25 protein-coding genes are annotated in these 24442 nt (G+C 64.2%); 9 read left to right on the top strand and 16 right to left on the bottom strand.

Annotated features, from left to right (window positions below; genetic code table 11):
- Positions 1 to 2: 2 nt before the first annotated feature.
- Positions 3 to 725, bottom strand: coding sequence for a GntR family transcriptional regulator (locus ABH915_RS19540; protein WP_370124464.1), 723 nt, complete (start codon positions 723 to 725; stop codon positions 3 to 5).
- A gap of 240 nt (positions 726 to 965) precedes the next feature.
- On the opposite strand from ABH915_RS19540, the gene ABH915_RS19545 reads away from it, so the two are divergent.
- From ABH915_RS19545 to ABH915_RS19565, 5 genes are read left to right on the top strand one after another with little or no spacing between them, the layout of a single operon-like run.
- Positions 966 to 2288 carry an L-fuconate dehydratase gene (locus ABH915_RS19545; protein WP_370124466.1) on the top strand — a complete coding sequence of 441 codons (1323 nt, stop codon included), beginning with the start codon at positions 966 to 968 and terminating at the stop codon, positions 2286 to 2288.
- A 60-nt stretch (positions 2289 to 2348) separates the two neighbouring features.
- Positions 2349 to 3374, top strand: a complete 1026-nt coding sequence (locus tag ABH915_RS19550) for a zinc-binding dehydrogenase (protein WP_370124468.1) — start codon at positions 2349 to 2351, stop codon at positions 3372 to 3374.
- The gene (gene kduD / locus ABH915_RS19555; RefSeq protein ID WP_370124470.1) at positions 3371 to 4141 is read left to right on the top strand and encodes a 2-dehydro-3-deoxy-D-gluconate 5-dehydrogenase KduD; all 771 of its coding nucleotides are present in this window, start codon (positions 3371 to 3373) and stop codon (positions 4139 to 4141) included. Before ABH915_RS19550 ends, kduD begins: the two co-directional genes overlap by 4 nt.
- Positions 4138 to 4806: a bifunctional 4-hydroxy-2-oxoglutarate aldolase/2-dehydro-3-deoxy-phosphogluconate aldolase gene (eda, locus tag ABH915_RS19560; protein WP_370124472.1), complete on the top strand. Its 669-nt coding sequence runs from the start codon at positions 4138 to 4140 to the stop codon at positions 4804 to 4806. The genes kduD and eda overlap by 4 nt, the downstream gene beginning before the upstream one ends.
- A complete protein-coding gene (locus ABH915_RS19565) occupies positions 4806 to 5888 on the top strand; it encodes a sugar kinase (RefSeq protein WP_370124474.1) in 1083 nt (360 codons plus the stop codon). The genes eda and ABH915_RS19565 overlap by 1 nt, the downstream gene beginning before the upstream one ends.
- Positions 5889 to 6129: 241 nt before the next feature.
- Here ABH915_RS19565 and ABH915_RS19570 read toward each other — a convergent pair whose 3' ends face one another.
- The 5 genes from ABH915_RS19570 to ABH915_RS19590 form a co-directional block, all read right to left on the bottom strand.
- On the bottom strand, positions 6130 to 7011 hold the full coding sequence (locus ABH915_RS19570; protein ID WP_370124476.1) for a GPP34 family phosphoprotein: 882 nt from the start codon (positions 7009 to 7011) through the stop codon (positions 6130 to 6132).
- A gap of 203 nt (positions 7012 to 7214) precedes the next feature.
- Positions 7215 to 7529, bottom strand: a complete 315-nt coding sequence (locus tag ABH915_RS19575; RefSeq protein WP_370124478.1) for a hypothetical protein — start codon at positions 7527 to 7529, stop codon at positions 7215 to 7217.
- A gap of 32 nt (positions 7530 to 7561) precedes the next feature.
- Positions 7562 to 8044, bottom strand: coding sequence for a hypothetical protein (locus ABH915_RS19580; RefSeq protein WP_370124480.1), 483 nt, complete (start codon positions 8042 to 8044; stop codon positions 7562 to 7564).
- Between the two features lie 197 nt (positions 8045 to 8241).
- The gene (locus ABH915_RS19585; RefSeq protein ID WP_370124482.1) at positions 8242 to 9033 is read right to left on the bottom strand and encodes a GPP34 family phosphoprotein; all 792 of its coding nucleotides are present in this window, start codon (positions 9031 to 9033) and stop codon (positions 8242 to 8244) included.
- Between the two features lie 239 nt (positions 9034 to 9272).
- Entirely contained in the window at positions 9273 to 10124 is an 852-nt protein-coding gene (locus ABH915_RS19590) for a phosphatidylinositol-specific phospholipase C/glycerophosphodiester phosphodiesterase family protein (protein ID WP_370125045.1), read from the bottom strand.
- Positions 10125 to 10459: 335 nt separating this feature from the next.
- Here ABH915_RS19590 and ABH915_RS19595 point away from each other — a divergent pair, with 335 nt between their 5' ends.
- On the top strand, positions 10460 to 11611 hold the full coding sequence (locus ABH915_RS19595; RefSeq protein ID WP_370124484.1) for an NAD(P)/FAD-dependent oxidoreductase: 1152 nt from the start codon (positions 10460 to 10462) through the stop codon (positions 11609 to 11611).
- Positions 11612 to 11615: 4 nt separating this feature from the next.
- Entirely contained in the window at positions 11616 to 12539 is a 924-nt protein-coding gene (locus ABH915_RS19600; protein ID WP_370124486.1) for an RNA polymerase sigma-70 factor, read from the top strand.
- Here ABH915_RS19600 and ABH915_RS19605 read toward each other — a convergent pair.
- From ABH915_RS19605 to ABH915_RS19615, 3 genes are all read right to left on the bottom strand, one after another.
- Complete coding sequence (locus ABH915_RS19605) at positions 12526 to 14004, bottom strand: DUF222 domain-containing protein (protein ID WP_370124488.1); 1479 nt, start codon at positions 14002 to 14004, stop codon at positions 12526 to 12528. The two genes, ABH915_RS19600 and ABH915_RS19605, sit on opposite strands and share 14 nt — an antisense overlap.
- A 55-nt stretch (positions 14005 to 14059) precedes the next feature.
- Positions 14060 to 14962 (bottom strand): aminoglycoside phosphotransferase family protein, encoded by a 903-nt coding sequence (locus ABH915_RS19610; RefSeq protein ID WP_370124490.1) that lies wholly within the window; start codon positions 14960 to 14962, stop codon positions 14060 to 14062.
- A 242-nt stretch (positions 14963 to 15204) separates the two neighbouring features.
- Entirely contained in the window at positions 15205 to 15984 is a 780-nt protein-coding gene (locus ABH915_RS19615) for an SDR family NAD(P)-dependent oxidoreductase (RefSeq protein ID WP_370125046.1), read from the bottom strand.
- Positions 15985 to 16067: 83 nt separating this feature from the next.
- On the opposite strand from ABH915_RS19615, the gene ABH915_RS19620 reads away from it, so the two are divergent.
- Positions 16068 to 16697: a TetR family transcriptional regulator gene (locus tag ABH915_RS19620; protein ID WP_370124492.1), complete on the top strand. Its 630-nt coding sequence runs from the start codon at positions 16068 to 16070 to the stop codon at positions 16695 to 16697.
- A 436-nt stretch (positions 16698 to 17133) separates the two neighbouring features.
- Here ABH915_RS19620 and ABH915_RS19625 read toward each other — a convergent pair whose 3' ends face one another.
- Positions 17134 to 17934: a transposase gene (locus tag ABH915_RS19625; protein ID WP_370124494.1), complete on the bottom strand. Its 801-nt coding sequence runs from the start codon at positions 17932 to 17934 to the stop codon at positions 17134 to 17136.
- Between the two features lie 343 nt (positions 17935 to 18277).
- On the opposite strand from ABH915_RS19625, the gene ABH915_RS19630 reads away from it, so the two are divergent.
- Positions 18278 to 19270 (top strand): IS481 family transposase, encoded by a 993-nt coding sequence (locus ABH915_RS19630; RefSeq protein ID WP_370124496.1) that lies wholly within the window; start codon positions 18278 to 18280, stop codon positions 19268 to 19270.
- Here the strand turns inward: ABH915_RS19630 and ABH915_RS19635 are convergent.
- The 6 genes from ABH915_RS19635 to ABH915_RS19660 all read right to left on the bottom strand — a co-directional run bounded on the left by ABH915_RS19635 (position 19241) and on the right by ABH915_RS19660 (position 24334).
- Positions 19241 to 20236, bottom strand: coding sequence for a biotin-dependent carboxyltransferase family protein (locus ABH915_RS19635; RefSeq protein ID WP_370124498.1), 996 nt, complete (start codon positions 20234 to 20236; stop codon positions 19241 to 19243). The two genes, ABH915_RS19630 and ABH915_RS19635, sit on opposite strands and share 30 nt — an antisense overlap.
- The gene (locus tag ABH915_RS19640) at positions 20229 to 21008 is read right to left on the bottom strand and encodes an allophanate hydrolase subunit 1 (protein WP_370124500.1); all 780 of its coding nucleotides are present in this window, start codon (positions 21006 to 21008) and stop codon (positions 20229 to 20231) included. The genes ABH915_RS19635 and ABH915_RS19640 overlap by 8 nt, the downstream gene beginning before the upstream one ends.
- Positions 21008 to 21787, bottom strand: coding sequence for an amino acid ABC transporter ATP-binding protein (locus ABH915_RS19645; protein WP_370125047.1), 780 nt, complete (start codon positions 21785 to 21787; stop codon positions 21008 to 21010). The genes ABH915_RS19640 and ABH915_RS19645 overlap by 1 nt, the downstream gene beginning before the upstream one ends.
- Positions 21787 to 22443 carry an amino acid ABC transporter permease gene (locus ABH915_RS19650; protein ID WP_370124502.1) on the bottom strand — a complete coding sequence of 219 codons (657 nt, stop codon included), beginning with the start codon at positions 22441 to 22443 and terminating at the stop codon, positions 21787 to 21789. The genes ABH915_RS19645 and ABH915_RS19650 overlap by 1 nt, the downstream gene beginning before the upstream one ends.
- An 87-nt stretch (positions 22444 to 22530) precedes the next feature.
- Entirely contained in the window at positions 22531 to 23418 is an 888-nt protein-coding gene (locus tag ABH915_RS19655; protein ID WP_370124504.1) for a substrate-binding periplasmic protein, read from the bottom strand.
- 133 nt (positions 23419 to 23551) lie between these two features.
- Complete coding sequence (locus ABH915_RS19660; protein WP_370124506.1) at positions 23552 to 24334, bottom strand: LamB/YcsF family protein; 783 nt, start codon at positions 24332 to 24334, stop codon at positions 23552 to 23554.
- Positions 24335 to 24442 lie beyond the last annotated feature (108 nt).

Below are 24442 nucleotides of genomic sequence, written 5' to 3' on the forward strand. Positions count from 1 at the left end.
CCCTAGCGCTGGAGCCGGAGCGGCGGCCGCTTCGTGTGGACCAGCGTCGGGGATCCTGCGCTGACATCAAAGGCCACGGAAAACCGTCCAAATGAGTTTTTGATGTGGTCGGACATGGCCTGCTCCGCCAGCTCCGGATCGGCGTTGGCGACGGCGGTGGCAATCCGCCGATGCTCATCGATCGTCTCAGCCCTGTAGAGGTCCCGGGGATACAGGCGGAATATGTGCAGGTGGCAGTGGGTCTGTGCGTAGGCCTGCCCGATCACCGGGTTTCCGGTGGCCGTCAGGATCAATTCGTGGAACCGCGCATCGTGCGCCACCATGTCCTGACGCAGGTCCTGGTCCGGAGCCGCCGTGTCGGCGAACTTTTCCACCTCATGGAGGAGTTGGGTTCCGGGGTTGGAAAGCCTGTCCACCGCTACCGCCCGGGCCGCCCAGGGTTCGACGAGCAGCCGGAACTCAAAGAGGTCATGCAGACCCTGAAGATCCAGCAGGGCCGTGGTGCTGTATCCCCTGCCCGGTGCGTAGTTAATCAAGTTGTCGCCTTCAAGGCGCTGCAACGCTTCACGAACCGGCGTCTGGGACACGCCAAAGGTCCGCGAAATAGCCTCGATATTGATCCGCGAGTCCGGTGCGATTTCCCCGGACATGATGGCCGCTCGGAGCAACGTATACACCTCGCTCGTAGGGACCTTGGCTTGGTCTGCGGGCGCCCGATTTGGCATGAAACCCTTCCGTCCCTCCGTGTGTGTGGCTTAAACGAAGCATATGTGATCGGCCGCTGCCCAGCACATCACACACGATTCCCCTGCGGCCATCCGGGTGCGGCCCCGCAGCAGGACCAATTGCTTGACTCAGATCACACCCTATATATAATTACGAGTATTCCTATAGGATTCGATCTCAGCGCATCACTTATGGAACGCCACGCCCGCACTCACCAGCTCATTCGCTAAGGAATCAAAATGACAGTCATCACCGGGGTCGACGTCGTAGACGTCCGCTTCCCCACATCGCTGACCGCGGACGGCTCGGACGCCATGAACAAGGACGGCGACTACTCCGCCGCCTACGTCGTCCTCCACACCGACGACCCGGAGCTCTCGGGCTACGGGTTCACCTTCACGATTGGCCGCGGCAACGACCTTTGTGTTGCCGCCGCCGAGCAGCGTGCGCTGCCGCTGATCGGACGGAACGTCGAAGAGATCACCTCGGACCTGGGCGGCATCTATCGTGAGCTGCAGTCCGACTCCCAGCTGCGCTGGCTCGGCCCGGAGAAGGGCGTCATTCACCTCGCCCTCGCCGCGGTCATGAACGCCGTATGGGACCTGGCCGCACGCCGGGCCGGAAAGCCGCTCTGGAGACTGCTGGCCGAGATGACACCCGAAGAGCTCGTCAACGCCGCGGACATGCGTTACCTGTCGGACGCGCTCACCCGCGACGAAGCACTGGCGCTGCTGAGGAACCTCGAAGGAACACGCAAAGACCGGATCGCGCAGTTGGATGTGTCAGGCTACCCCTCCTACACCACGTCCGCCGGCTGGCTCGGCTACTCCGACGACAAACTGCGCATGCTCTGCCAGGAGGCCGTGGACTCGGGCTACCGCCACATCAAGCTCAAGGTCGGCGCCGACCTTCAGGACGACATCCGCCGCTGTTCAATCGCCCGCGAAGTCATCGGCGACGACGCCCACCTGATGATCGATGCGAACCAGGTCTGGGATGTTCCGGAGGCGATCGAGTGGGTCAGCGCATTGGCCGAATTCAAGCCGCTGTGGATCGAGGAGCCCACGAGCCCTGACGATGTCCTCGGGCATGCCGCGGTCCGGAAGGCCGTGGCACCCATCGGTGTAGCCACCGGCGAACACGGAATGAACCGTGTCCTGTTCAAGCAGCTGTTCCAGGCCGAGGCAATCGACTACTGCCAGCTCGATGCCTGCCGGCTCGGCAGTGTCAACGAGGTTCTCTCCGTGCTGTTCATGGCAGCCAAATTCGGGGTCCCGGTCTGCCCGCACGCAGGCGGCGTGGGCCTCTGCGAGCTGGTGCAGCACCTGTCGATTTTCGACTTCGTTGCCGTCTCGGGAAGCCTGGAGGGACGGGTTACCGAGTTCGTTGACCACCTGCACGAGCACTTCGTCGATCCCTGCATCGTGCGCGACGGCGCGTACGTCCTGCCGTCCCTTCCCGGGTACAGCGCCGAGATGTTCGAGTCCACCCTGGCCGAGTTCTCATTCCCCGCAGGCACGTACTGGGGTAAAGCCAGGAACGCCGCTCCCGTCAGCGTCTAAGTCAACCGCGGGGCCGGGCACGTCCCGGTCCCGCATAGCCTCCCAGCAAAGGAATAAGACATGCCAGCGGCAACATATATCGGCAACAGCACCATCGACATCGTCGAAAGCAGCCAACGCCCGCCCGCGCCGGGCGAGGTCCAGATCGACGTCGCCTTCACGGGAATCTGTGGGACGGATCTTCACATCCTGCACGGCAACATGGACTCCAGGGTCACTTTTCCGGCGATCATCGGCCACGAAATGTCGGGCCGCATCTCGGCTCTCGGCGAAGGCGTCACCGGCTGGGGCCTTGGCGACCCCGTCACGGTGATGCCGCTTGACTGGTGCGGCGACTGCCCCGCGTGCAAGGCCGGACATCAGCATATTTGCCAGAACTTGAACTTTATCGGCATCGACTCGGCCGGCTCGCTGCAGAAGCAGTGGAACGTCCCGGAATCGGTCCTTGTCCGGCTGCCGGAGTCCCTGCGCCTGGACCACGCCGCCTTGGTTGAACCCGTTGCGGTTTCGGTCCACGATGTCCGCCGCGCCGATATCCAACCGGGCGAGAAAGCCGTCGTCATCGGTGGCGGACCCATCGGCGTCCTCATCGCCACCACAGCGCGGCATGCCGGCGCCGAGGTTGTTGTGCTGGAGCTCGACGGCGACCGGCGCGCCATGATTGAAGAGCTGGGCTTTGAAGTACTGGACCCGCGGACGCAGGACCAGGTCGAATGGGTCAACACGTGGACAGGCGGCGCCGGCGCCGACGTCGTCTTCGAGGTTTCCGGGGCTGCCGCCGCGGTGCTGGGAGCAACGGCGCTGGCCAAGGTGCGGGGACGGCTGGTGATCGTGGCCATCCACCCCCAGCCCCGGCCTGTGGACCTTCAGCGGGTGTTCTGGCGCGAACTGACCATCGTGGGCGCACGGGTCTACGAACGCCGGGACTTCGAAACGGCAGTAGAGTTGCTGGCTGCCGGGGTCATCCCGGCCGATCAGATGATCACCGGAACCGTGCCCCTCGAGCGGACCGCGGATGCCTTCAGCCGGCTCGCGGCCGGCGATGCCATGAAGATCCTGGTCGACTGCCAGGCGGTGCCGGCGTGAGCACACATCCATTCGACCTGACCGGGAAGCTTGCGGTTGTCACCGGCGCGAAGCGCGGGCTGGGCCGGGCAATGGCCGAGGCCCTGGCCGCCGCCGGAGCCGACATCATCGGCGTCAGCGCAACCCTGGAGCCCGAGGGCAGCGAGGTCGCCCAGGCGGTCGAGTCACTCGGGCGCACATTCAGCGCCCGCACCGTCGACTTCTCGGACCGGGCCGCCGTCGGCGTCCTTGGCGCCGAACTCGCCGCCATGGAGCGGCCCGTTGACATCCTGGTCAATAACGCGGGCACCATCGAGCGGGCACCTGCGGCAGAGCACTCGGACGATCTCTGGGACCATGTGCTGCAGGTGAATCTTTCCTCGCAGTTTGTGCTGAGCCGCGAAATCGGCCAGGCCATGATCCAGCGTGGCGCCGGGGGCAAAATCATTTTCACCGCGTCCCTGCTGAGCTTCCAGGGCGGCATCAACGTCCCCGGCTATACCGCCGCCAAATCCGGCATCGCCGGACTGACCAGGGCGCTGTCCAACGAGTGGGCGGGCCACGGCATCAACGTCAACGCCATTGCCCCCGGGTATATCGCCACAGACAACACGGAAGCACTGCGCAACGACCCCGGCCGGTCCAAAGCAATATTGGACCGCATCCCGGCCGGCCGCTGGGGCACTGCCGATGACATGGCGGGGGCCGTCGTCTTCCTGTCCAGCCGTGCCTCGGACTACGTCTCCGGCACGGTGCTGTCAGTGGACGGCGGATGGCTGGGACGATGACTCACACCTCGACAGCAACCGTCACCGGGATACTCGCTGAAATCCAAATCGTTCCGGTGGTGGTCCTGGATGACCCGGCGGGGGCGAACGAACTCGCCGACGCCCTGGTTGCGGGCGGCATCCCCTGCGCCGAAATCACCTTCCGCACGCCTGCCGGCCTTGAAGCGCTGAAGGCGCTTCGCGGGCGCACCGATCTGCTGCTCGGTGCCGGCACGGTGCTCAACGCCGCGGACGTGGATCTCGCCGCCGATGCGGGGGCGAAGTTCATCGTCAGCCCCGGGTTCGGAGCCGACGTCGTTACACGGTGCCGTGAACGCGGCGTCACCGCCATCCCCGGAGTCGCCACAGCCTCAGAACTGCAGGCAGCCGTAGCCGCGGGCCTCCGACACGTGAAGTTCTTCCCCGCCGAACAATCAGGTGGCCTGCCGGTCCTCAGCGCACTCTCCGGCCCCTTCCCCGACGTGCGGTTCATGCCCAGCGGCGGCGTGCGCCCGGACAATGTTAACGCCTACCTCGACCATCCTGCGGTGTTCGCCGCCGGAGGCAGCTGGATGGTCCCCCGGGCCGCGATCGTTGCGGGCAACTTCCAGGAAATTGCCCGGCTGTGCGCTGAAAGCCGTTCAGCGCTGGCCGAACACCACCGCATGAACAAGGGATCGATCTGATGCCTCTGACGGTCAAGGCCGACGCGTCCTACGACGCCGTGGCGCTGGGTGAGATCATGCTGCGCCTGGACCCTGGCGCCGGGCGGATCCGCACGGCCCGGCAATTCGATGTCTGGGAGGGCGGCGGCGAGTACAACGCGATCCGGGCCCTGAGCCATGTCTTCGGGCAGCGGACGGCGGCCTTGTCAGCACTCGTCGACAATGACATCGGTCATCTCATCGAGAGCCTGGCCCGCGCCGGCGGCGTGGACACCTCCCTCATCAAGTGGGTTCCCTACGACGGTCTTGGACGTGATGCCCGCAATGGGCTGAACTTCACGGAACGAGGCTTTGGCATCCGCGGCGCGCGCGGCGTCTCCGACCGCGGAAACACCGCGGTGTCACAGATGCGCGCGGAGGACGTGAACTTCGAGGACCTCTTCGGCGTCCGCGGTGTCCGCTGGTTGCACACCGGCGGCATTTTCGCTGGGCTCTCCGAAGTCTCCTGTGCGACGGCGATCGCGGCTATGATGTGCGCCCGGAAGCACGGCACGGTGGTCTCCGTTGACCTCAACTACCGTCCGAGCCTGTGGGCTGACCACGGAGGCCAGGACCGGGCGGCCGCCGTATTCATGCAACTGGCCGAAGCCGCCGACGTCGTCATTGGAGGTGAAACGGACTTTGTCGACAGGCTTGGCATCGAGGCTCCCGCCGAATCCCTGACTGGCACGCCGCGATTTACCTCAATCGCCTCCAGGACACTGCGGCGGTTCCCCAACCTGGGCATGGTCGCCACAACTACCCGCAGGGTCAGCAGCGCCAGTCGCAATGACTGGCACGGCCTGTGCCACACGTCAGCGACGGGAACCGTCACATCCCGGGAACGGAAGGAACTGGAGATTCTCGACCGGGTTGGCGGGGGCGACGGCTTCGCGTCCGGCCTGATCTACGGTCTGCTGCAGGGACTCTCGGTTCAAGAAGCCGTTGACATCGGCGCCGCCCACGGCGCCTTGGCAATGACCACCCCGGGCGACAATTCCATGGCGACGCTGGCGGAAGTCCTGACCGCGGCTCAAGGACAGGGCACGTCCACGAACCGTTAGGTCCGAAGCCTGCCGCATGAGGATGAGGACCTCTACACGCTGTGTCCATCATGCGGCCGCGTATACCGTGACACGGTCATCGAAGAGACAGGGACCGCACCCGCTGCTTTCCGGGTCGATGTCACCACTGGCCGAATCGCAGAGGCAATTCGGGTCCATTGGGGGCTAAGCATGTAGAGCCGACGGTGGGTCCGGAGCCCACGGAGACCGTCGAGTCCCGCGCCTGGCGATTCAGGCAGCCTCATATGCCTGGTTCTTCTTCCTCTGCCAGTCTGATCATGCGGAGTTCGACCTCCACCGCGCGGGAAGGCCAATAGTCTTTCGCCAGCTCACTTGCCCGGATTTTGTCTGCTGCCGGTATGAGCTTGCCGAGCAGCCCGGCCGCCTGCAGCAGGGCGATCAGCGCTGTGGTTCGGGCGTCGGGTGCCGTGGCGTCAGGCGTCGCGGGAGCGGGCGTCCCGGGAGCGGGCGTCCCGGCATCAGGTGCCGTGGCGTCAGCCGTCGCGGGAGCGGGCGTCCCGGGAGCGGGCGTCCCGGCATCAGGTGCCGTGGCGTCAGCCGTCGCGGGAGCGGGCGTCCCGGGAGCGGGCGTCCCGGCATCAGGTGCCGTGGCGTCAGCCGTCGCGGGAGCGGGCGTCCCGGCATCAGCCTTCGCGGGAGCGGGCGGCGCTCCACCGAGTGCGGCCTGGATCTTTGTCAGGAGCGCCGCCTCGGGAGCGTGGTCCTTCTCCGGGTACCGCACGGTCCGGAACAGACCCAGGTGTTTTTCGCCGATGTGTTCCACGATGCCCAGTGCCGCCATCCCCTCGTAGACACGCTGCATTTCGGCGCGGCCCTCCAGCATGGAGACCCACCGTTTGGGAGTGTGGGGCCGGGATTTGCCACGGATGAGCTCCAGCTCGCGCTGGAAATCCGTTTCCGGGGCAGTGCCGGTAGCCCTGACGAGCTTCCCCTGCAGCCCGATTGCACCGATCAGGTCCAGCTCGGCCAATATTGCCCCCGCCAAGGTGGTCCTGAGTGCGTACATCGGCACAACAGGTTTGCCGTCTTTGTCGTTCGTTGCCAGAAGGAGGAAGGCCTGGGGAAGATTCAGCTCCGCCGCCTTCGGTGTTTCAGCGTTCATACGGACATCGTGGCGCAGTCGGGCAGCCGCCACAATGAGGATTTACAAGGGGCCGTCACGCCACAACGACCTACGAAGCCTGCGCAGCACTGACCAAGTCCAGCGCGGCATCGGCGATCATGTCCTCCTGCCCTCCCACCAGTTTCAAACCATCGTGACGGCCGTCGCAGCACTCGGTGGGTATCCGCCGGGCCTGGGGACGCCTAACCCGGTGGGGGAAGGGCGCCGTAGGTATTTGGCAGCGCATGAGGATTGACGGGCCTGTCCTCGTCGGACGCGAACGGCTCCCTGGTGTCGTAGGTGCGGGCCGTTCGCAGGTTCCGGGATCGTTTGTGCAGCCCTACCGCGACAAGCCCAAGACCAACTGTCAGAAGGCAGACTCCCAGGACGAACAGCGTCACCGCACCTTGCCCTGCGATGCCCGAGAACACCTCGAACAGCGGCATCGGCAGGACGAATACCGTGGCCGCCAGGAATATCAAGCCCACTGCAATTTGCCATGTCCCCTTGGACTGCATGGTTCCCCCTCCGCCTATGCCGCCCGGGTCCCTCATGTCTGGTCTTCTGCGGAGGCGGCGCGCAGGTCGGGGTCCACGCCGCTGGTACGCTGCGCATCCGCGGACCGCACCGGCTCGTTATCCGCACGCCGAAAAGCGAGCCACACCGCGACTCCCGCGGTCACCGCGACGGCCGCCACTCCGGCAATCACCCAGGCCTTCCCGGACGCCGTCCGCCGCGCCTTAGGCCGGGCGGGTGCCGTGACAACTTTCGGTGCAACCCGATGCAGGCCCTCCTGAACACGGGGAGCCAGAGTTTCCACACCGCCGGCGAGGTCGTCAGCGAGCCGCCGTAGTCCGGTCTGGATCCTCGGAGACGCGGATTCAATCCCGGCATCGAGCCCGGCCACCGCTCTTTTCAATGCCGCCTCGACCCCGGGAGTGGCCCACTCCCTCCCCTCGGTGAGCTGAGAGATGAGATTCTCTGAAAGATGGCGGATCTGGTCGGCCTGCTTCTTAGGTGTTGCCGTGCGCATGAGTGCCTCCTCGATGGGGTGGATGCCCATAGCCTACGGCGGTCGTCACCGTAGGAACAGGACCTCCCGGCGGTAGTCAATACGAACGCCGGGGTTCCTCGGCGCGCTCCCGTCCTACGGGAAACCTGCCTCGAGGTCGGTATTTGCGAGCCCAGTTGGCCACGATGTTGTTCCCGCACCTGGCAATTCAGGCAGTCTCATATGCCTGGTTCTTCTTCCTCTGCCAGTCTGATCACGCGGAGTTCGACCTCCACCGCGCGGGAAGGCCAATAGTCTTTCGCCAGCTCACTTGCCCGGATTTTGTCTGCTGCCGGTATGAGCTTGCCGAGCAGCCCGGCCGCCTGAAGCAGGGCGATCAGCGCTGTGGTTCGGGCGTCGGGTGCCTTGGCATCAGCCTTCGCGGGAGCGGGCGTCCCGGGAGCGGGCGTCCCGGGAGCGGGCGTCCCGGCGTCGGGTGCCTTGGCATCGGGTGCCGTAGCGTCAGGCGTCGCGGGAGCGGGCGTCCCGGCATCAGCCTTCGCGGGAGCGGGCGGCGCACCACCGAGTGCGGCCTGGATCTTTGTCAGGAGCGCCGCCTCCGGAGCGTGGTCCTTCTCCGGGTACCGCACGGTCCGGAACAGACCCAGGTGTTTTTCGCCGATGTGTTCCACGATGCCCAGTGCCGCCATCCCCTCGTAGACACGCTGCATTTCGGCGCGGCCCTCCAGCATGGAGACCCACCGTTTGGGAGTGTGGGGCCGGGATTTGCCACGGATGAGCTCCAGCTCGCGCTGGAAGTCCGTTTCCGGGGCAGTGCCGGTAGCCCTGACGAGCTTCCCCTGCAACCCGATTGCACCGATCAGGTCCAGCTCGGCCAATATTGCCCCCGCCAAGGTGGTCCTGAGTGCGTACATCGGCACAACAGGTTTGCCGTCTTTGTCGTTCGTTGCCAGAAGGAGGAAGGCCTGGGGAAGGTTCAGCTCCGCCGCCTTCGGTGTTTCAGCGTTCATACGGACATCGTGGCGTAGCCGGGCAGCCGCCACAATGAGGATTTACAGGGGTCGGCGTTTACATTGCCGTGCCGCTGGCCACCCGCTTCCAAATGTTTGCGGCCACAGTGAGCGGACGACGGCGGGACTTCCCGCCGTCGTCCGCTTTGCGGCTGCCGGGGGCAGCGGCGGCTACCGGCAGGATCGGGTTCGGCCGCTGCTACATTCCGGGATTCTGCTCGGCTTCGTGGACCTTGGTCTTATGGCTGCTGGGCTTTGAGGAACGTTTCCAGTGCTGCGAGGTCGTCGGTGTTGATGTGGTCGACACCTGCCCGGTGAAGCTCGGTCCAAAGGGCTTCGCGTGCCTCGCCCGGCTGGTCCGGAGTCGCCCAGAATCGGACCCGGTATCCCTTGGCGTGTGCGTCCGCGACGTACCCGTTGAGTTTGGCGCGTTCCGCCTCGGGCATCGGGCCAACACCCTGCCACGTAAACAGCTTTGTCCAGTTATCACTGATCAGCGGCATGAGCGCTGAGGGCATCCCGGAGGCAAGGTCGGCTGAGCGTCCGTCGAAAAACCCGTAGCGTTTGTCTTCCGCCTGCATGGTGGTCAGCGGCCTATTGCCGCTGATCACGGCGGTCACCGGCCCGGTGCTGACTTTACCCTTGCTGTAAAAGGTCATGAGGGCCGGGTGCTTGCGCAGCTCCTGCTCAATGGCAGCGTAGGTGCTCTCGCCGTCGCTCTTGATGTCTACCAGCAACTGCAAGCTGCCGTCCCAGCCCGGATAGACGCTGTGACCTTCCTGCTGGACTAGTTTGTCCAACGGATCCAGGTACAGGCTCGCCAGGGTCTTTCCCGGCTGTGCGTTCTCCCGGTCGTGAGCGACCAATAGTTCGCCGTCAACCAGCCAAACGTCCGCCTCCACGCTGGTGAACCCATGTTCCAGGGCGTCAAAGAGCGGGCTGCCGTGCTCGTAGTCGTTGTGCGCATGGGCCTCCAACAGCGGCTGGCCCAGCACAACGTCCCGGGAGGAGGTGGCGGCAGAGGAGGGGACGGCGATTCCGGTCAGGGACGTGAGGGCCACCAGCGCGGCGACAGCACTTTTGATAAGCACGGGTTTGATAAGCACGGGTTCTCCTTGGTGCGGTTCAGGGGGCATAGTTCAGCTCGACCGATCGGGCGCGCCGATGCCTCAAACAGGCTCCCCGATCCGCACTAACAGGGACGGGCCACGCGGTGGAGGGCCGGTAAACAGCAGTGAACGGCCACGCTGAGCCGTGGACGCGTCAGGAGCGGATCCGTGGCGAACTGGAACTCGAACTGGTGGTCGCAGCCGTGCGTGACGAGATCATGCGGACTTCTTGGGTGTGTCACATTTAGGGCCTCTGCGGTGTCCTATGTTCAAACGTTCGTTCAGCGATAGGAGTCACCGTGTCAGTACGTTGTCGTGTGGTTATTATCGGCGCCGGGTATGCCGGAGTCATGGCCGCAAACCGGCTCGCAGGAAGTCCGGGACTGTCTGACTCCATCAGCGTTACCGTCATCAACCCGATTTTCGATTTCGTGGAAAGGATTCGCCTTCACGAGGTCGCGGCAGGAAGTCGGCAATCAGCCCGGGTGCCTATGCGGTCGCTGCTGCATGAGCGTGCGGACCTCGTCGAAGGCACTGCGTCCCGCATCGACGCTGAAAACCACTACGTGCACATATCAGGCGGCCGCGAACCGCTCGACTACGATGTACTGCTGTACGCCGTGGGCAGTACCCAGGCTTCGGGCAAGATTCCGGCGGGCGCGTACGCTCTGAAAGACCCCAAGGACGCAAACCGCTTACGGGCCCGGCTTTCGCAACTGAATCCAGGCTCAACCGTCAGCATCATCGGAGCTGGCCTGACCGGCATCGAAGTTACTGCCGAAATCGCGGAAAAGTATCCGCGGCTACAGGTACAGCTCATTTCCCGCGGAGCCATTGCCGGCAGCCTCTCCGGCTCCGGCCGACACGCGGTCATGAAACGGCTTTCAGGGCTCGGCGTCGAAATGATAGAGAATACCGATGTGCAAGGGTGCGACGATTCCTCGGTCATAACGTCGGGTGGTGACACCCTGCGGTCTGACTGCACGATCTGGACCGCAGGATTCAGCGCACCGAACCTGGCACGTGACAGCGGACTGCCAACCGATGCCCTAGGGCGGCTCATGGTCGACGAGTCACTGTCGTGCCCGCAGTTCCCCGACATCTTCGGTGCGGGCGATGCCATACAAGCCCCCCAAAGCGTCGCCGGTCACCTGCGCATGAGCTGCGCGACGGCCCTGCCGCTTGGTGCTCACGCGGCCGACAGCATCATGGCCCGCCTCGATAAACGAGCTCCGGCCCCGCTTTCAGTCGGATACATGCTCAGGTGCATCAGCCTGGGACGCAAGTCCGGACTCGTTCAGACCGTGCGCGCCGACGACCAGCCGCGCCGGTTCGTGCTTCGGGGTCGTCTCGCGGCAACGGTGAAAGCGCAGATGTGCCAAATGACGCTTTCCTGGATCAGAGGCGAGCTTCGTCGGAGCGGTTCGTTCAGCTGGCCCAAGGGGCCCCGGCCGGCAGAAGCCAGGTAAGGCTGTGGGAACAGCAGGAGTTTTCGAGGAACACCGTTCCCTGCTTTTCACCATTGCCTACGAAATCACGGGAACAGTCACTGATGCCGAGGACGTCGTTCAGGAGAGCTTTCTGAGATGGTCCGGTGTCGATACAGAAGCTGTCCAAAATCCGCGAGCCTACCTGGCCAAGACCGTGACGCGTCAAGCGTTGAACTCGCTGAGGGCAGCTCAACGCCGCCGGGAAGACTACATTGGTCCGTGGCTCCCGGAGCCTGTGGTCACGGCCCCGGATGTCGCGGAGAATGCTGTCCTGAGTGAATCGCTGTCATTTGCGATGCTCGTGGTGCTCGAGACCCTGTCCCCCGATGAGCGGGCAGTTTTCGTCCTCCGCGAGGTTTTCGATTTCCCATACGAGGAGATCGCCGAAGCCACAGACAAGTCGCTGGCGGCCGTCCGTCAAATAGCAAGCAGGGCAAAGGCGCACGTGCGCGCGCGTCGACCGCGCTTTGAGGTGGATGCAAGACAGCAACGAGCAGTCGCTGACCGGTTCCTCACGGCTCTACTCGGGGGCGACATGCAGTCCCTCATGGATGTCCTCGCCCCCGGAGCGGTCCTCCTCTCCGATGGAGGCGGAAAAGTCACAGCGGCCCGCAAACCCGTTATCGGCGCGGACAACATCGCGCGCTTCCTCACCGGCATCGCAAAAAACCCGCTCCCTGATCTGCGGGTTGAATCATCATATTTGAACGGGATGCCGGCCCTCATCATCTACAGCGGAGACAGGGTTGACCTTGTGGCCCTCGTTGAATCAAGCAACGAACAGGTTACGGGCATCTACCTCGTGCGAAATCCGGACAAACTCGGCGCGACCGCCAAAGCCCGAAGCTTCCGCACGCGTTTGCCTCATCGCGAACCCGTCACTGGCGAGGGCCCTACGCCGCGATGAACAGTGCCCAGTCAGGGAACGGATCCACCGGTAATGGCGGCTCGGGCTCTCCGGGGCCGACGACACCGGCAAGTACGTCGGGCCAGTCGGGCGGTTCCAGCTCCTGCCCTTCACCCGCGTGGCCGAGGTGCTGCGGCCAGTGTGGTGGTTCCCAGTCTTGTTGTTCGCTGGAATAGGAGCGTCCCGCAGGTGAGATCCAGCCGGGTGGCTGGTCCCGGGTCGCGCCAACCGGCCTCCATGCTGTGGTGTGTCTGAGTCGGTGGTGCCGCCGGCATGGCTGTCCCAGGTTGGTGACGCCGGTGCCGCCTCCCTCGGACCAAGCCAACACGTGGTCCGCTTCGTTATCCAGGGAATGGTTATTGCAGCCCGGAAATGGGCACCGGCCGTCCCGAAGCCGCAACCACTGGCGCATCGCCTTCGGAACCCGGTAGCTGGTCCTCCCGATCTCCAGCGGCGCTCCACTGCGCGGATCGGTCAGCACACGCAGGAACGATCCGGCGCCATCCCCCACAAGCCGGCGGGCCATGGACGGTGGAACGGGACCATACCCGTCCAGCATTGCCGGTTCCGACTCGGCGCCCAACAGAGACAGCACCGGCACGGTCACCAGGACCTGCGCCTTGGGTGACGGAGTTCCTTCCGCCACCCCCGCCAGCAGCCAGTCCGCGGCCACGTCCGCGCGGAGCTGGGTCAGGGTCCGGGATTCATTCGGCTCCTGCAGGGCACGGGCCGCTTCCGTGGCACGGGACCATACACCCGCCGCCGCGTCCGCAGTCAGATAGGCAGAGAGCCAGGCCATGCCGTCCCGGTCCGGCACATATTCCAGCCGACGGTCCTCCACACCCTTGCGGTGGCGCGTTTCGATGCTTAAGGGATGGTGCAGCTCACGCCATCTGCGCGCTTTGGCCCGGAACCTGCCCGGTACCAGCTCCCCCGCCGGGCAGCCACGCGCGGCAAAGGGAGCTTCGGGGTCCAGGAAATGAGCCTCCAAAGCAGCCGCCGCGGCGGGGTCCAGGCCGGACGTTTCATCACACATCACGCGTGCGTGTTGCCATGAAATGCTCCCGGCCTGCAGCGCAGACAGGGTCAGGGGCAACCGGGTGGTCAGGGTGGCTGATTCCGCCAGGAGCGCCGCCGCCGATCGTTCACTCACAGTCAGGACACAGGCCGCTTCTGCTGTCGCCGCCATTTCCTGGGCGGTGCGCTCCTGCGGGGAAGCAGCCGGGGTCGCCATGGCCACAGTAGCGCGGGCATATCCGGCGGCGAAGTGCACTTTCAGCGCGGCCAGCCTGGCTTCCATCCGGCTCACTTCTGCCATGCCGTCCAGGCACGCGTCCGCATCGTCCCGGAGAAGGTCAGCGCCAGTCGAGTGCACGTTTCCGGCTCCGCGATCGGCACATGCAGCCATTGCAGCGAGGGAGGCCTCCATGGCCTCCAACGTCTCGGCAACTGCTCTGCCTTCCATACCAACACCATAGAAGGCGCCACTGACATTAATAGGAGCACCATTAATGCCGGCGTCAGAGTTGCAGGCGAAAACGGTCATCCAGGATCTGCCTGATCCCGAACTCTCCCACGGCGAACATCCGCGGATTATCGTCGGAGTTGCTCAGCATGGCGGTGGACAGGATGAGAGCCCAACCGCGCGCCCTCGTCCAGGTGTCCCCGTCGACTGCGGAGCCAAAGGCGCCCATGAAGCGGCGGCGAGGGCCGGCGTCGAACATCAGCCACCCCACCGCAAGATCGACAGCCGGGTCCCCTGCCCCGACGTCGCCGAAATCGATGACGCCGGCCACGGAGCCGTCGCCCGCCAGCAGGATGTTGCCAGGGTGGAGGTCCCCGTGGAGCATCATCGCCGGACCATCCCAGGCTTTGGCGGCACAGGCCTGCGCCCACACTGCTCTCAGCGCTGCCGCCTGCGGGTAGCGTTCGTGGTCCCCGAGCCGTTCCACCAGCACAGCGTCACGGTCTTTCAGCGGCACGCCTCGGAAAGGATTCACCGGGACGTCAGTTTCGGCGGGCACGTGAAGGGACAGCAGGAAAGCGGCCAGGCCTTTAGCCGCCGGTCCGCGGCTTGCCGGGCCGACGTCGGCCGCTGCGGCTCCGGGGACCCACGGCACGATGCTCCACGGCCATGGAAAGTCCGATGTCGGCCTGCCAGCATGGACGGGGACAGGAACAGCAACCGGGGAGCGGCGAGCTATGTCGGGAAGGTAGCGCTGCTCGTGAAGTATCAGCGGCACGGCCTCCGCCCTGCGCGGCAGCCGGACGGCCAGGCTGTCTCCTAGCCGGAAGGTCGCATTGTCCCAGCCGTTCGCAACCCGCGCTATCGGACAATCGCCGAGGTCGGGCCGCTGGTCCCGGACGAGGCGCTGGACCACCGCGTTGCTCAATTCCACCGTGGCTGGCGGCATTTCCGCCATTCAGAAATCCGCCTTCCTTGGTGCCTGCACGGCAGTCCGGTCCTTTCTCTTGTCCGAATATAGGTCAAGACCCCTAGAGCGGACGCGGCGCGGAACGAGGTCAGCGTCGAAGGGTCCAAAGTAACGGGGCCAGCGCCTCCACCCTCGGCCGTCCAGCGTCATCCCGGTAGGGCAAAGGAGCTGCCCAAGCGGACGACGGCGGGACCTCCCGCCGTCGTCCGCGTGCGTTGAGCGCCGCTCCCCTACAGCGCGGACCAGCCGCCGTCGGAGGCGAGGATGGCGCCGTTGATGTTGGTTCCGTCGTCGCTGAGCAAGAAGGTGATAGACGCGGCGAGCTGCGCGGCCGTGGCGGGCGTCGGGACGGTGGCCTGCATCAGCGGGCCGAGGCGTTCGGCCGCGAGCTGGGATCCCCAGGTGGCCACGATGTTGGTGATGGTGGGGCCGGGGGCCACGGCGTTGAAGCGCAGGCCCTTCGGCCCGTACATCACGGCCGAGTTCTTGGTCAGGCCGACGACGGCGTGCTTGGACGCGGTGTACGCGGCGCCGGCGGCGGACCCGCGCAGGCCGGCCTCGGAGGCGACGTTGACCACGGAGCCGGTGCCGGCCTCAAGCATCAGCGGCACCACCGCGCGGGTGAGGCGCATGAGGGCGGTGACGTTGATCCGGAAGACGCGGTCCCAGGTGTCGTCCTCCACCTCGTGGATGGGGGCGAAGTTGTCCATGATGCCGGCGACGTTCGCCAGGGCGTCGATGCGTCCGCCGGCGGCAGCGACGACGGCGGCGACGGTCTCTTCGGTGGAGATGTCGCCGGCGACCGGGACCAGGTCCAGTCCGGTGTTCTCGGCCACCAGGTCATCCAGGCGTTCCTTGCTGATGTCGGCGGCGATGACGCGGCCGCCTTCCTTGGCGATCCGCAGCGCGGTGGCCTGGCCGATGCCGGAGGCCGCGCCGGTGACGATGACCGTCTTGCCGGCGAACCGGCCGGTGGTGGTGGCTTCCTGCCATGAAGCTTCGTTGCCCATGATGTCCTTCCAGACGTTGCTGACGGTGATGCGGTCCACCTTATGACACTCTGTGTCATTATGTAAGGGTGAATACTGGGGGAATGCCTTCGGATGCTGTGACCACCGCCGTCCCGCGCTCCACCGGGCGTCCGGTGTCGATTGATCCTGACGCCGTGGCCGCCGTCGCACTGCGGCTGTTCGCCGAGTGCGGTTACGAGCAGACCTCCATGGAAGACATCGCCCGCGAGGCGGGAATCGGGCGCAAGAGCCTGTACCGCTACTTCTCCAGCAAGGCCGAGCTCGTCTGGGGTGGCATGGAACCGGTGGTCGAGGCGTCGGGCCGGGTGCTGGACTCCGCCCGCGCTGCCGGCTGGGCCGACGGCGGCATCCTGGCCCGGCTGCGCGACGCGGCCGTCGCCGGGGTTGCCGTTCTGCCGGATCTCGCGGTCACGCGCGGCCGGCTGCGGCTGATCGCCGAGCACCCCGAACTGGCCAGCCGCAGCTACGAGTCCCTGGCGCCCCAGCGCGAGCGGACCCGGGCCTATCTGGTGTCCGCGGGCGTCCCCGAGGACGTGGCCGGGTACCTGTGTGCCGCGTTGATCGGCGCGACGTTCGAGGCCTGGATGCAGTGGGCAGCCGGGACGGACCCCGATCCGGTGCCGTATTTGGTGGCGGCGGTGGGGGTATTGCGGGTGCCCGAGACCCCGCCGCACCACGGGATGCCGGCCTAGCTGGCTATGGGTCGTGTCAAGTACTGGTGGAGGCATGGTGGCGGACGCCCCGTGGCGGAGGCGCGTTGGTAAGTTTCGTGTTTGGGCTGGGCGGTGTGGTGGCTGGACCGGCGTGGTTCCGGGGGCGCCCACGCTGACTTATGCGACCGCGATTAGTGCCCGGGTCATCTGGCGTCGTTCGGGCTGCGGCCGGGGCGAAGGGCCGGGCGCCAAGCTAGGCGCGGCGTAACGCGGAAGCGTCCGCCATAGCGGTTTCGGCGTCGGGTCCGACCCTTCACCGGTTCCAGCGTCTCACCGCACGGCTCGGGTTGTGAAGGGTTACTATGCACCTCCTTCGCCTCCGGAAATGGGGGCATTCCCGGCTGGCCTCATGGTGTGCCGGGGCTTGCCGCGGTCAACGTCGTTCGGCCGGTGCCCGGGAATGCCTGGCGGTTCGTCACACCCAACGGGCGGGGTCATAGGCTGCCTGGTCCCGGACCATGGCGTAAGCGATCCGGGTGGCACGGTTGGCCATCGCGCAGGCGATGACCCAGCCATGTTTGCCCCGCGCCTTGAGTCCGGCCGCGTAGGCCCGGCCGGACGCATCGTTGAACCACAGCCCCATGCCGAGATCGATCAGGGCCCGGCGCAGCGCCACGCTGCCTTCCCTGCTGATGGATCCGTCGCGACGTTTTCCAGCTGACTCATATTGGGTGGGCGACAGCCCCGACGCCCGGTAGATCTGCGAGGGGCCAGGCCAGCGGTGCGGATCGCCCAACGCGCCGGTGTAGTTGCCGGCCCGGACGACACCCCACCCTGGGGTTGTGGTGAGCGTCGCAAACGGGCTCAGCGGCAGCAGCCGGGCGAGCTCGGTTTCGGCCGCGTCGATCTGCGCCGTGAGTTCCGCCAGCAGGGTCAGATCCGCGGCCAGCACTTTCCGCGCCACCGCCGCGTCCACCGTGGTCAGCGCGTCGCGGGCAGCTTCGACCAGCCGTTCGGCCAGCGGCTGACGTACCTGGAGGCCGCGGACAGCCGCGAACCGGACGAACCCGCCTGACCCCAGCACGGCAAGCCGCTTCGGGTCGGCGAATTCAGCGGTCACCAGCCTGCCGACCTTAGTGCCGAGGACGTCGGGCAGGGCCAGGGTCAGCCCGAGGAAGGCCCTGTCCAGCTGCCCCAGCAGCTGGTTCTTCGCCGTGGTCCGCGCCTGGACCCTGCGGGTCCGGTGCGCGGCCCACGCACCAAGCTCCCCGATCACGGCCTCCCGCGCCGCGTGAGCGCCGGCGGGGCCACCGCAAACCCTGAAGGACCACGCAAGGACCCGCCAGCGCCGCGTCCGACCCGAACCGGCACCCGAAGCGGAACCGCCGCGCCCACCCGCACATGCCGGAAAGGCCAGCCAACGCGCTCACACGCCCGCACGCCCACACGCCCACACTGGCCCCACACAACGATTAGTTCAGCGCACTCCTAGTTGTACTGCCCAGGGACGTTGGTTCGGTGAATGTGATGACTCGCTGGAGTCGTTGACCCAAGGGTGAGGACCTCCGGTTGCACAGTGGAGTTGCTTAGACAACCGCTGCAGCGACCAGGAGGTCCTCGTGTCCCACGCTAATGCCGCTTTGACTCCACGCCAACGTTTGCGCGTCGCGCGTCTGGTCGTAGAACACGGCTGGCCGGTGTCCCGGGCTGCCGAGCAGTTCAATTGCTCCTGGCCGACGGCGAAACGGTGGGCAGCCCGCTACGCCGCGATGGGTGAGGCCGCCATGGCCGACAGATCCTCGCGCCCGCACCGGGTGGCGAACCGGACGCCGCAGCAGCTGGTGCGCAAGGTGGTGCACCTGCGCTGGAAGCAACGGCTGGGGCCGGTCGCGATCGGCGCGAAGCTGGCCATGCCGGCCTCGACCGTGCACGCGGTTCTGGTCCGGTGCCGGCTGAACCGCCTGCACCACGTCGACAAACGCACCGGGGAAGTCACCCGCCGCTACGAGCACGAGACGCCTGGAGCGATGATCCACGTCGACGTGAAGAAGCTCGGCAACATCCCCGACGGCGGCGGCTGGCGCTACGTCGGGCGGCAGCAAGGAGACCGGAACCGGGCAGGAACCCCGGACAAGGCGCGCAACAGACACCGCGGGCCACTGATCGGGACCGCCTATGTCCACACGGTCATCGACGACCACTCCCGGGTCGCCTACGCAGAGATCCACGGCGATGAAACAGCGGCCACCGCAGTTGGAGTGCTCAGGCGTGCAGTGTCCTGGTTTGCCGCCCGCGGCGTCACCGTTGAGCGGGTCCTCTCCGACAACGGCTCGGCCTACAAATCCCACCTCTGGCGCGACACCTGCCGTGAAATGAACATCAAAGCAAAGAAGACCCGCCCCTACCGGCCCCAGACCAACGGCAAGATCGAACGCTTCCACCGCACCCTGGCCGACGGGTGGGCATTCAAGCGCTTCTACGCCACGGAATCAGCCCGCAGAAACGCCCTCCCGGCATGGCTGCACCACTACAATCACCACAGGCCCCACACCACAATCGGAGGCCACCCGCCCATCAGCCGCCTAACCAACCTCCCTGGGCAGTACACCTAGTCCCGCGGCCTGAAAGGCTCCGTGTACGTTTCGCTCGAGGTCCTCCAACACCTGCAGCTCTTGTCTGTGCTGGCGTACAGCCTCGTCCGTGGTGGTCCACACAAACTTCAGGGGTTGGCCAGGCGCAGCTTGGCCAAGAACCGACAACGAGGTCCTCGTGACAACGGCAATGATGGGATACCCAGCTGTAACGTAGCGGCCGCGGTGCAAGATGATGAGGCCACCGTTGGGGACGAGTTCAACCCCACCCACGGGAACGCCGCGAGAAACCAATTCCGAGGTCGTAGTTCGTTGCAGGACCGGCCCTGCCAGCCGCAAGCCGATAGCGTCGGCTTGGGGGGTGACACTGTATGTTCCGCTAAGAGCGCCAGGTCCACCCGCGAGATCCGAAAAATCTGTGCCCGGAGTGATGCCGATCGGCCACACATCGGGCAACTGTCGCCGCGGAACCACGAAGCGAAACAGCGGCAGCACGAAGAATGGATGTACAAAGTCCACGTAGTCGCTGTCAACGGAGATGGTCTGGCCGCCCACGATGCGGCTCTTAAAACCGACGACAGAGTCAGGGGAGCAACTGCCCGCAAACACCGGAGTTTGAATAAACCCACGGATGGCTAGGCTGACTCTAAGGCCCCGAGAGGGGGCCGAGAGCCGCACCGTCTGTCCTTTCCGCACGGCAAGGGGGCTGTGATTCGGAACGGATGCTCCGTCTACCGTGATTTCGCATTCAGCGCCGGCGACCGCGATCAGCGCCGCGTTTTCGACTACCGCAGCGAATGAAGATGCCATGATCTCCAGGTGCGGAGCGGACTGTGGGTTGCCGACAAGGATGTTTGCTGCGCGGGCGGACAGTTGATCGGCTGCCCCGTTAACTGACAGGCCGTTCCGCTCGTGGCCAAAGCGTCCCAGGTCTTGGAATTGGCTGATACCTGCGTTTATGATGCGCAACACCGGGCGTTCAGTCATTAGTCTCACCTAAACGCATGTCTTCAAAGTCGATCCATTCCCCTGGTTGGATACTTCTTAGCCGGAAGCGGTCTCCGGCCTGATAGGTAACGGCAGGTTGCTCAGCGATGTCACAAAGCTGCAGAGGCGTACGTCCCACCAGCTGCCAACCGCCGGGGGAACCAAATGGGTAGATTGCCATGTTGTGCGCCGCTAGTGCGACACTTCCCGCAGGAACACTTACTCTAGGCACGTGTCGCCGCGTAATCGGCACATCGGACACGGCACCCGAGCACATGGGCTCCATACCCGCACCGAGGAATCGAACGACAAACTCTTGACGGAGCAGCTGCTCAACGACATCGGCGGCGGACATGCCCAGCTGTTCGGATACGTCCACCAGGTCCGGACCAAAAGTCCCTCCAAAAACGGTCGGTATGTCAAAGGTTCGGCGTCCGGACTGGAGGGACTCGACGCCAGAGCGATTCAGCGCGGCGATGACGTCATTGCGGATGAAGAACCCGTCAGTAACTGCGCAGTCGTAAGAGATCAAAAGGTGCTCGAATGTGGACACCAGGTCCAAGAACCCGGCCGGTCGATGTGTAAGAAGACGCTTCCGAAGGTCGTATATGACCGCCCAACGGTCGTCATCTGAGCCCCCTTGGGCCTCCAAAAGAACAGCAGAATCCCCGCTGGGGAGCAGCAGAAGGGTGATATCTCTGTGCGGTCCGAGGCTGCGGGCAATCGACGTAGCCTCATCAGGGGTTGAGGAATTGGAGTGACCCACGGACATCAGAAGTCGGAGTGCTGCACACGCTTGAGAAAGGCGGCCGTTCGGGCTTCTGTGGGTTCTCCGAATATCTGTTCGGGCGGGCCCGATTCGACGATGCGCCCGCCGTCCATCATGATGACGCGGTCGGCCACTTGCTTGGCGAAATACATCTCATGAGTGACGACTATCATTGTCATCCCATTTTCAGCTAGCGACTTCATCACACTGAGGACTTCATCGACCAGCTCGGGATCCAAAGCGGACGTGACTTCATCAAACAACATAGCCTTGGGCTTCATGGCTAAGGCGCGAGCGATTGCCACGCGTTGCTGTTGGCCTCCGGAAAGTTGGGCGGGATATGCCTGGGCCTTGCCCAGCATGCCCACCCGTGACAACAGTTCGCGCGCCTCGTTCTCTGCGTCGGCTCGCGACATCTTCAATGAACTCATCGGCGCCTGGATGAGATTCTCGAGCACAGTCCGGTGCGGAAACAGGTTGAACCGCTGGAACACCATGCCAACGTTTCGGCGGATTGATCGGACTGTCTCGCTGTCCGTGTAGGCGACCTTTCCCGCGGTAGTGGTGCTTGCCAGTACCTGCCCGTCGACCGTGATGGAGCCGAGGTCAATGGTCTCAAGGGCGTTTACCGTGCGGATTGTGGTCGTTTTGCCCGAACCGCTCGGGCCAATGAGCACGACGACTTCGCCATCATGGACGTCGAGGCTTATGCCGCCGAGTACTTCATTGGTTCCATAGCTTTTTCGAACATCACGCAGACTAATAAGAGCTTCTTTATTGATCACCTTCGAATTCCTTTCTCCAATTGGAGATCCAAAGCCCTGACTCCGCGCATCGCGGGGAAGCTAATTATGAAGTAAAAGACAAAAATGACGGTGAAAATTGCAAAGTACTCAAACGAGGCTGAAGCCAAAAGGCGCCCCTGGAAGAGTAGGTCAGCAACCCCGATGGTGGAAACCAGGGCAGTGTCCTTGAACAGTGACACGAAATAATTTCCCACCGGCGGGATCACGATGCGTATGGCTTGAGGCAACACAATTCGTTGAAGGATCGCACCGTGCCGCATCGACAGAGCTTGGCCGGCCTCCCACTGTGATCTGTCGATGGCAGCAATGCCTGAGCGGTATACCTCACTGAGGTAGGCGGCATAGTTCAGAGACAAGGCCACCACGCCGGCCACGAGGGGGTCCAACCGGATACCAACGTATGGAAGCACAAAATAGATGTAAAAGAGCTGAAGTATCAGTGGAGTGCCGCGGATGATTTCGACTAGCGCCGCTACGGGCCACGCGAGCATCTTTTTGGAACCATCGAGACGGCATAAGGCAAACACCAGCCCGAGAATGAGAGCTATTGGCATGGTAACGAATGTCAACATGACGGTGACCCCCAGTCCGTCAAGTAACTTGGGTAACCATTCCAGGAAATTTTCGAACATGAATTAGACCGTGCCTTCCAATCGTGGGCGGTGCCGGCTCACCTACGGAAACGGCCAGCCTGCGCCGCAGGTGAGTCCCTATCGCGATCAGGGCTTAAGGAAGTAGTCAGCAGGGGACAGCCCGTTGTCGTCCAGGATCTTGGCCATGGTGCCGTCGGCTTTCATGGCCTCCAAGTGCTTGTTGTAGTCAGAGACGAAGTCTTCGTTCCCTGGCAGAACGGCATTCGGTGCGGCCGTCAATGACTTGTCCACTGGAACATAATCAGAAACCAGCTCGATGGTCAGCGAAGGATTGACATGAATCCCATAGGCCGCGACAGTGGCATCGATAAGACCGCCGTCCAGTCTCCCTGCGGAGATGTCATTGATGACATCCTCGACCTTGGGGTAAGTAGTAAGGGCCATGGGGTTTGAGCCACACTTCTCGCTTGCTGCCTTGAGCATCCCCACGAAGGCGGAGCCATCGTATGAGCCTGCTGACTTACCGCATAAGTCGGCGAGGCTTGCGAGTTTGTCTGGATTGCCCTTCGGCACAACCAAACCTTCCGGGTTATAGAAAATGGGGTCCGTAAAGTCGACTACCTTTTTGCGCGCTTCGGTTACATACATCGTGTCGATCATGTAGTCGATCCGTTTGGTCTGCAGAGCCGGAATGAGTGAGGAAAAATCCATGGTTTCGACCTTCAGCGAAACCTTGTCGGCGACGCCCGACCGTTTGAGGTACTCACGCATTACATCCGCGGTGACACCTGAAAGTTGGTCGGATCCGCTCGTCAGGTAGGCGATAGGGGCATTGACTGACGTTCCGACTGTCAGCGTGCCGGAGCTGACAGCATTCTGCAAAAGTTGCGGCAGACCCGATTTTTTGTCGTCGGTGGTAGATGTGGTCCCCGCCGCACATCCTGTCAGGGCCAATGCCGCTGCAGTGAAGACGGAGGCGGCCGCGCTTACCTGCGTACGAGTAAATATGCTCATCGAGTGGTCCTTTTCATTGCGGGCGTACGTTGGCCTCGCACAGCTTGAAATAAAGAATTTTGTATACAGTGTGCAAAATCAGCTTGGCATACTTACTCCCGCCAGCACAAGGGTCGGCCTGTTGTTACTGGCCTTAAGGCAGCTTTCGGGACGCCAGGACGCGGGTGAGAGGCTCGATGCAGATACCCGCCGCCACCAGGCGGGCGCGCAGTAGTCGAGCATTTTCCACGGCTTCGGGAGTGTCGCCGTGCACTAGGACGCCGTCGCACAGCATCGGGATACTTTCTCCGTCGATGGACTCGAGAGTTCCCGTCTGGATAACCCGAATCGCGCGCTCCGCAATCTCGGCCGAGTTGTGGAGGACCGCACCAGGGCGATCGCGACTTACGGGCTGGCCATCGCTCTCGTAGGCGCGATCCGCCATGAAGGCGTATGCAACATCCAAGCCCTCAGCGAGGGCTACGCGTTCCAGTTCGCCACTCTGAGCCACCACGATGAGCGATCTGTCGAAGCGCGCGATGGCCTCTACAATCGCTGACGCGTAATCGTGGTTGGTTCCGGCCATGTTGTCCAGTTTTCCGTGTATGGTCACGTGGCCCAAGCTCAGATTCCACCCGCGTGAAAAAGCCTCCAAAGCCCCCAGCTGGTAAAGAATGTCCGACCGAATTTCATCGCGGGTCAGCGCCATTGCGCGCCGGCCGAATCCCGCCAGGTCAGGAAAGCCCGGATGAGCTCCCAAGCTGACACCATTCTGCTCACACAGGCGCACGGTACGCTCGATGACAAGCGGGTCCCCAGCGTGGAAACCACAGGCAACGTTGGCATCCGAGATCAGCTCGAGCAGTCCAGCGTCATCTCCCATCGTGTACGAGCCGAAACTTTCACCGACATCGGCTATGAGTGCAACAGCAGGCATGCGCGCCCCCTTCTTAGACGTGTGGAATACCCGGTGACGCGTCCTCCGGACGCGGACGAAAGGAAGTGGTTACACACTACATTATTTTGTATACGGACAGACGATACC

The organism is Arthrobacter sp. MW3 TE3886 (genome assembly GCF_041262145.1).
Lineage (GTDB): Bacteria > Actinomycetota > Actinomycetes > Actinomycetales > Micrococcaceae > Arthrobacter.

Coding starts and splice junctions, on each gene's coding strand:
- ABH915_RS19575 (WP_370124478.1), bottom strand. CDS start 7,529: ATGCAGTCCAAGGGGACATGGCAAATTGCAGTGGGCTTGATATTCCTG.
- ABH915_RS19655 (WP_370124504.1), bottom strand. CDS start 23,418: ATGAGCATATTTACTCGTACGCAGGTAAGCGCGGCCGCCTCCGTCTTC.
- ABH915_RS19620 (WP_370124492.1), top strand. CDS start 16,068: ATGCCTTCGGATGCTGTGACCACCGCCGTCCCGCGCTCCACCGGGCGT.
- eda (WP_370124472.1), top strand. CDS start 4,138: ATGACTCACACCTCGACAGCAACCGTCACCGGGATACTCGCTGAAATC.
- ABH915_RS19550 (WP_370124468.1), top strand. CDS start 2,349: ATGCCAGCGGCAACATATATCGGCAACAGCACCATCGACATCGTCGAA.
- ABH915_RS19545 (WP_370124466.1), top strand. CDS start 966: ATGACAGTCATCACCGGGGTCGACGTCGTAGACGTCCGCTTCCCCACA.
- ABH915_RS19635 (WP_370124498.1), bottom strand. CDS start 20,236: ATGACTGAACGCCCGGTGTTGCGCATCATAAACGCAGGTATCAGCCAA.
- ABH915_RS19660 (WP_370124506.1), bottom strand. CDS start 24,334: ATGCCTGCTGTTGCACTCATAGCCGATGTCGGTGAAAGTTTCGGCTCG.
- ABH915_RS19640 (WP_370124500.1), bottom strand. CDS start 21,008: ATGTCCGTGGGTCACTCCAATTCCTCAACCCCTGATGAGGCTACGTCG.
- ABH915_RS19570 (WP_370124476.1), bottom strand. CDS start 7,011: ATGAACGCTGAAACACCGAAGGCGGCGGAGCTGAATCTTCCCCAGGCC.
- ABH915_RS19615 (WP_370125046.1), bottom strand. CDS start 15,984: ATGGGCAACGAAGCTTCATGGCAGGAAGCCACCACCACCGGCCGGTTC.
- ABH915_RS19610 (WP_370124490.1), bottom strand. CDS start 14,962: ATGGCGGAAATGCCGCCAGCCACGGTGGAATTGAGCAACGCGGTGGTC.
- ABH915_RS19580 (WP_370124480.1), bottom strand. CDS start 8,044: ATGCGCACGGCAACACCTAAGAAGCAGGCCGACCAGATCCGCCATCTT.
- ABH915_RS19585 (WP_370124482.1), bottom strand. CDS start 9,033: ATGAACGCTGAAACACCGAAGGCGGCGGAGCTGAACCTTCCCCAGGCC.
- ABH915_RS19650 (WP_370124502.1), bottom strand. CDS start 22,443: ATGTTCGAAAATTTCCTGGAATGGTTACCCAAGTTACTTGACGGACTG.
- ABH915_RS19565 (WP_370124474.1), top strand. CDS start 4,806: ATGCCTCTGACGGTCAAGGCCGACGCGTCCTACGACGCCGTGGCGCTG.
- ABH915_RS19540 (WP_370124464.1), bottom strand. CDS start 725: ATGCCAAATCGGGCGCCCGCAGACCAAGCCAAGGTCCCTACGAGCGAG.
- ABH915_RS19605 (WP_370124488.1), bottom strand. CDS start 14,004: ATGGAAGGCAGAGCAGTTGCCGAGACGTTGGAGGCCATGGAGGCCTCC.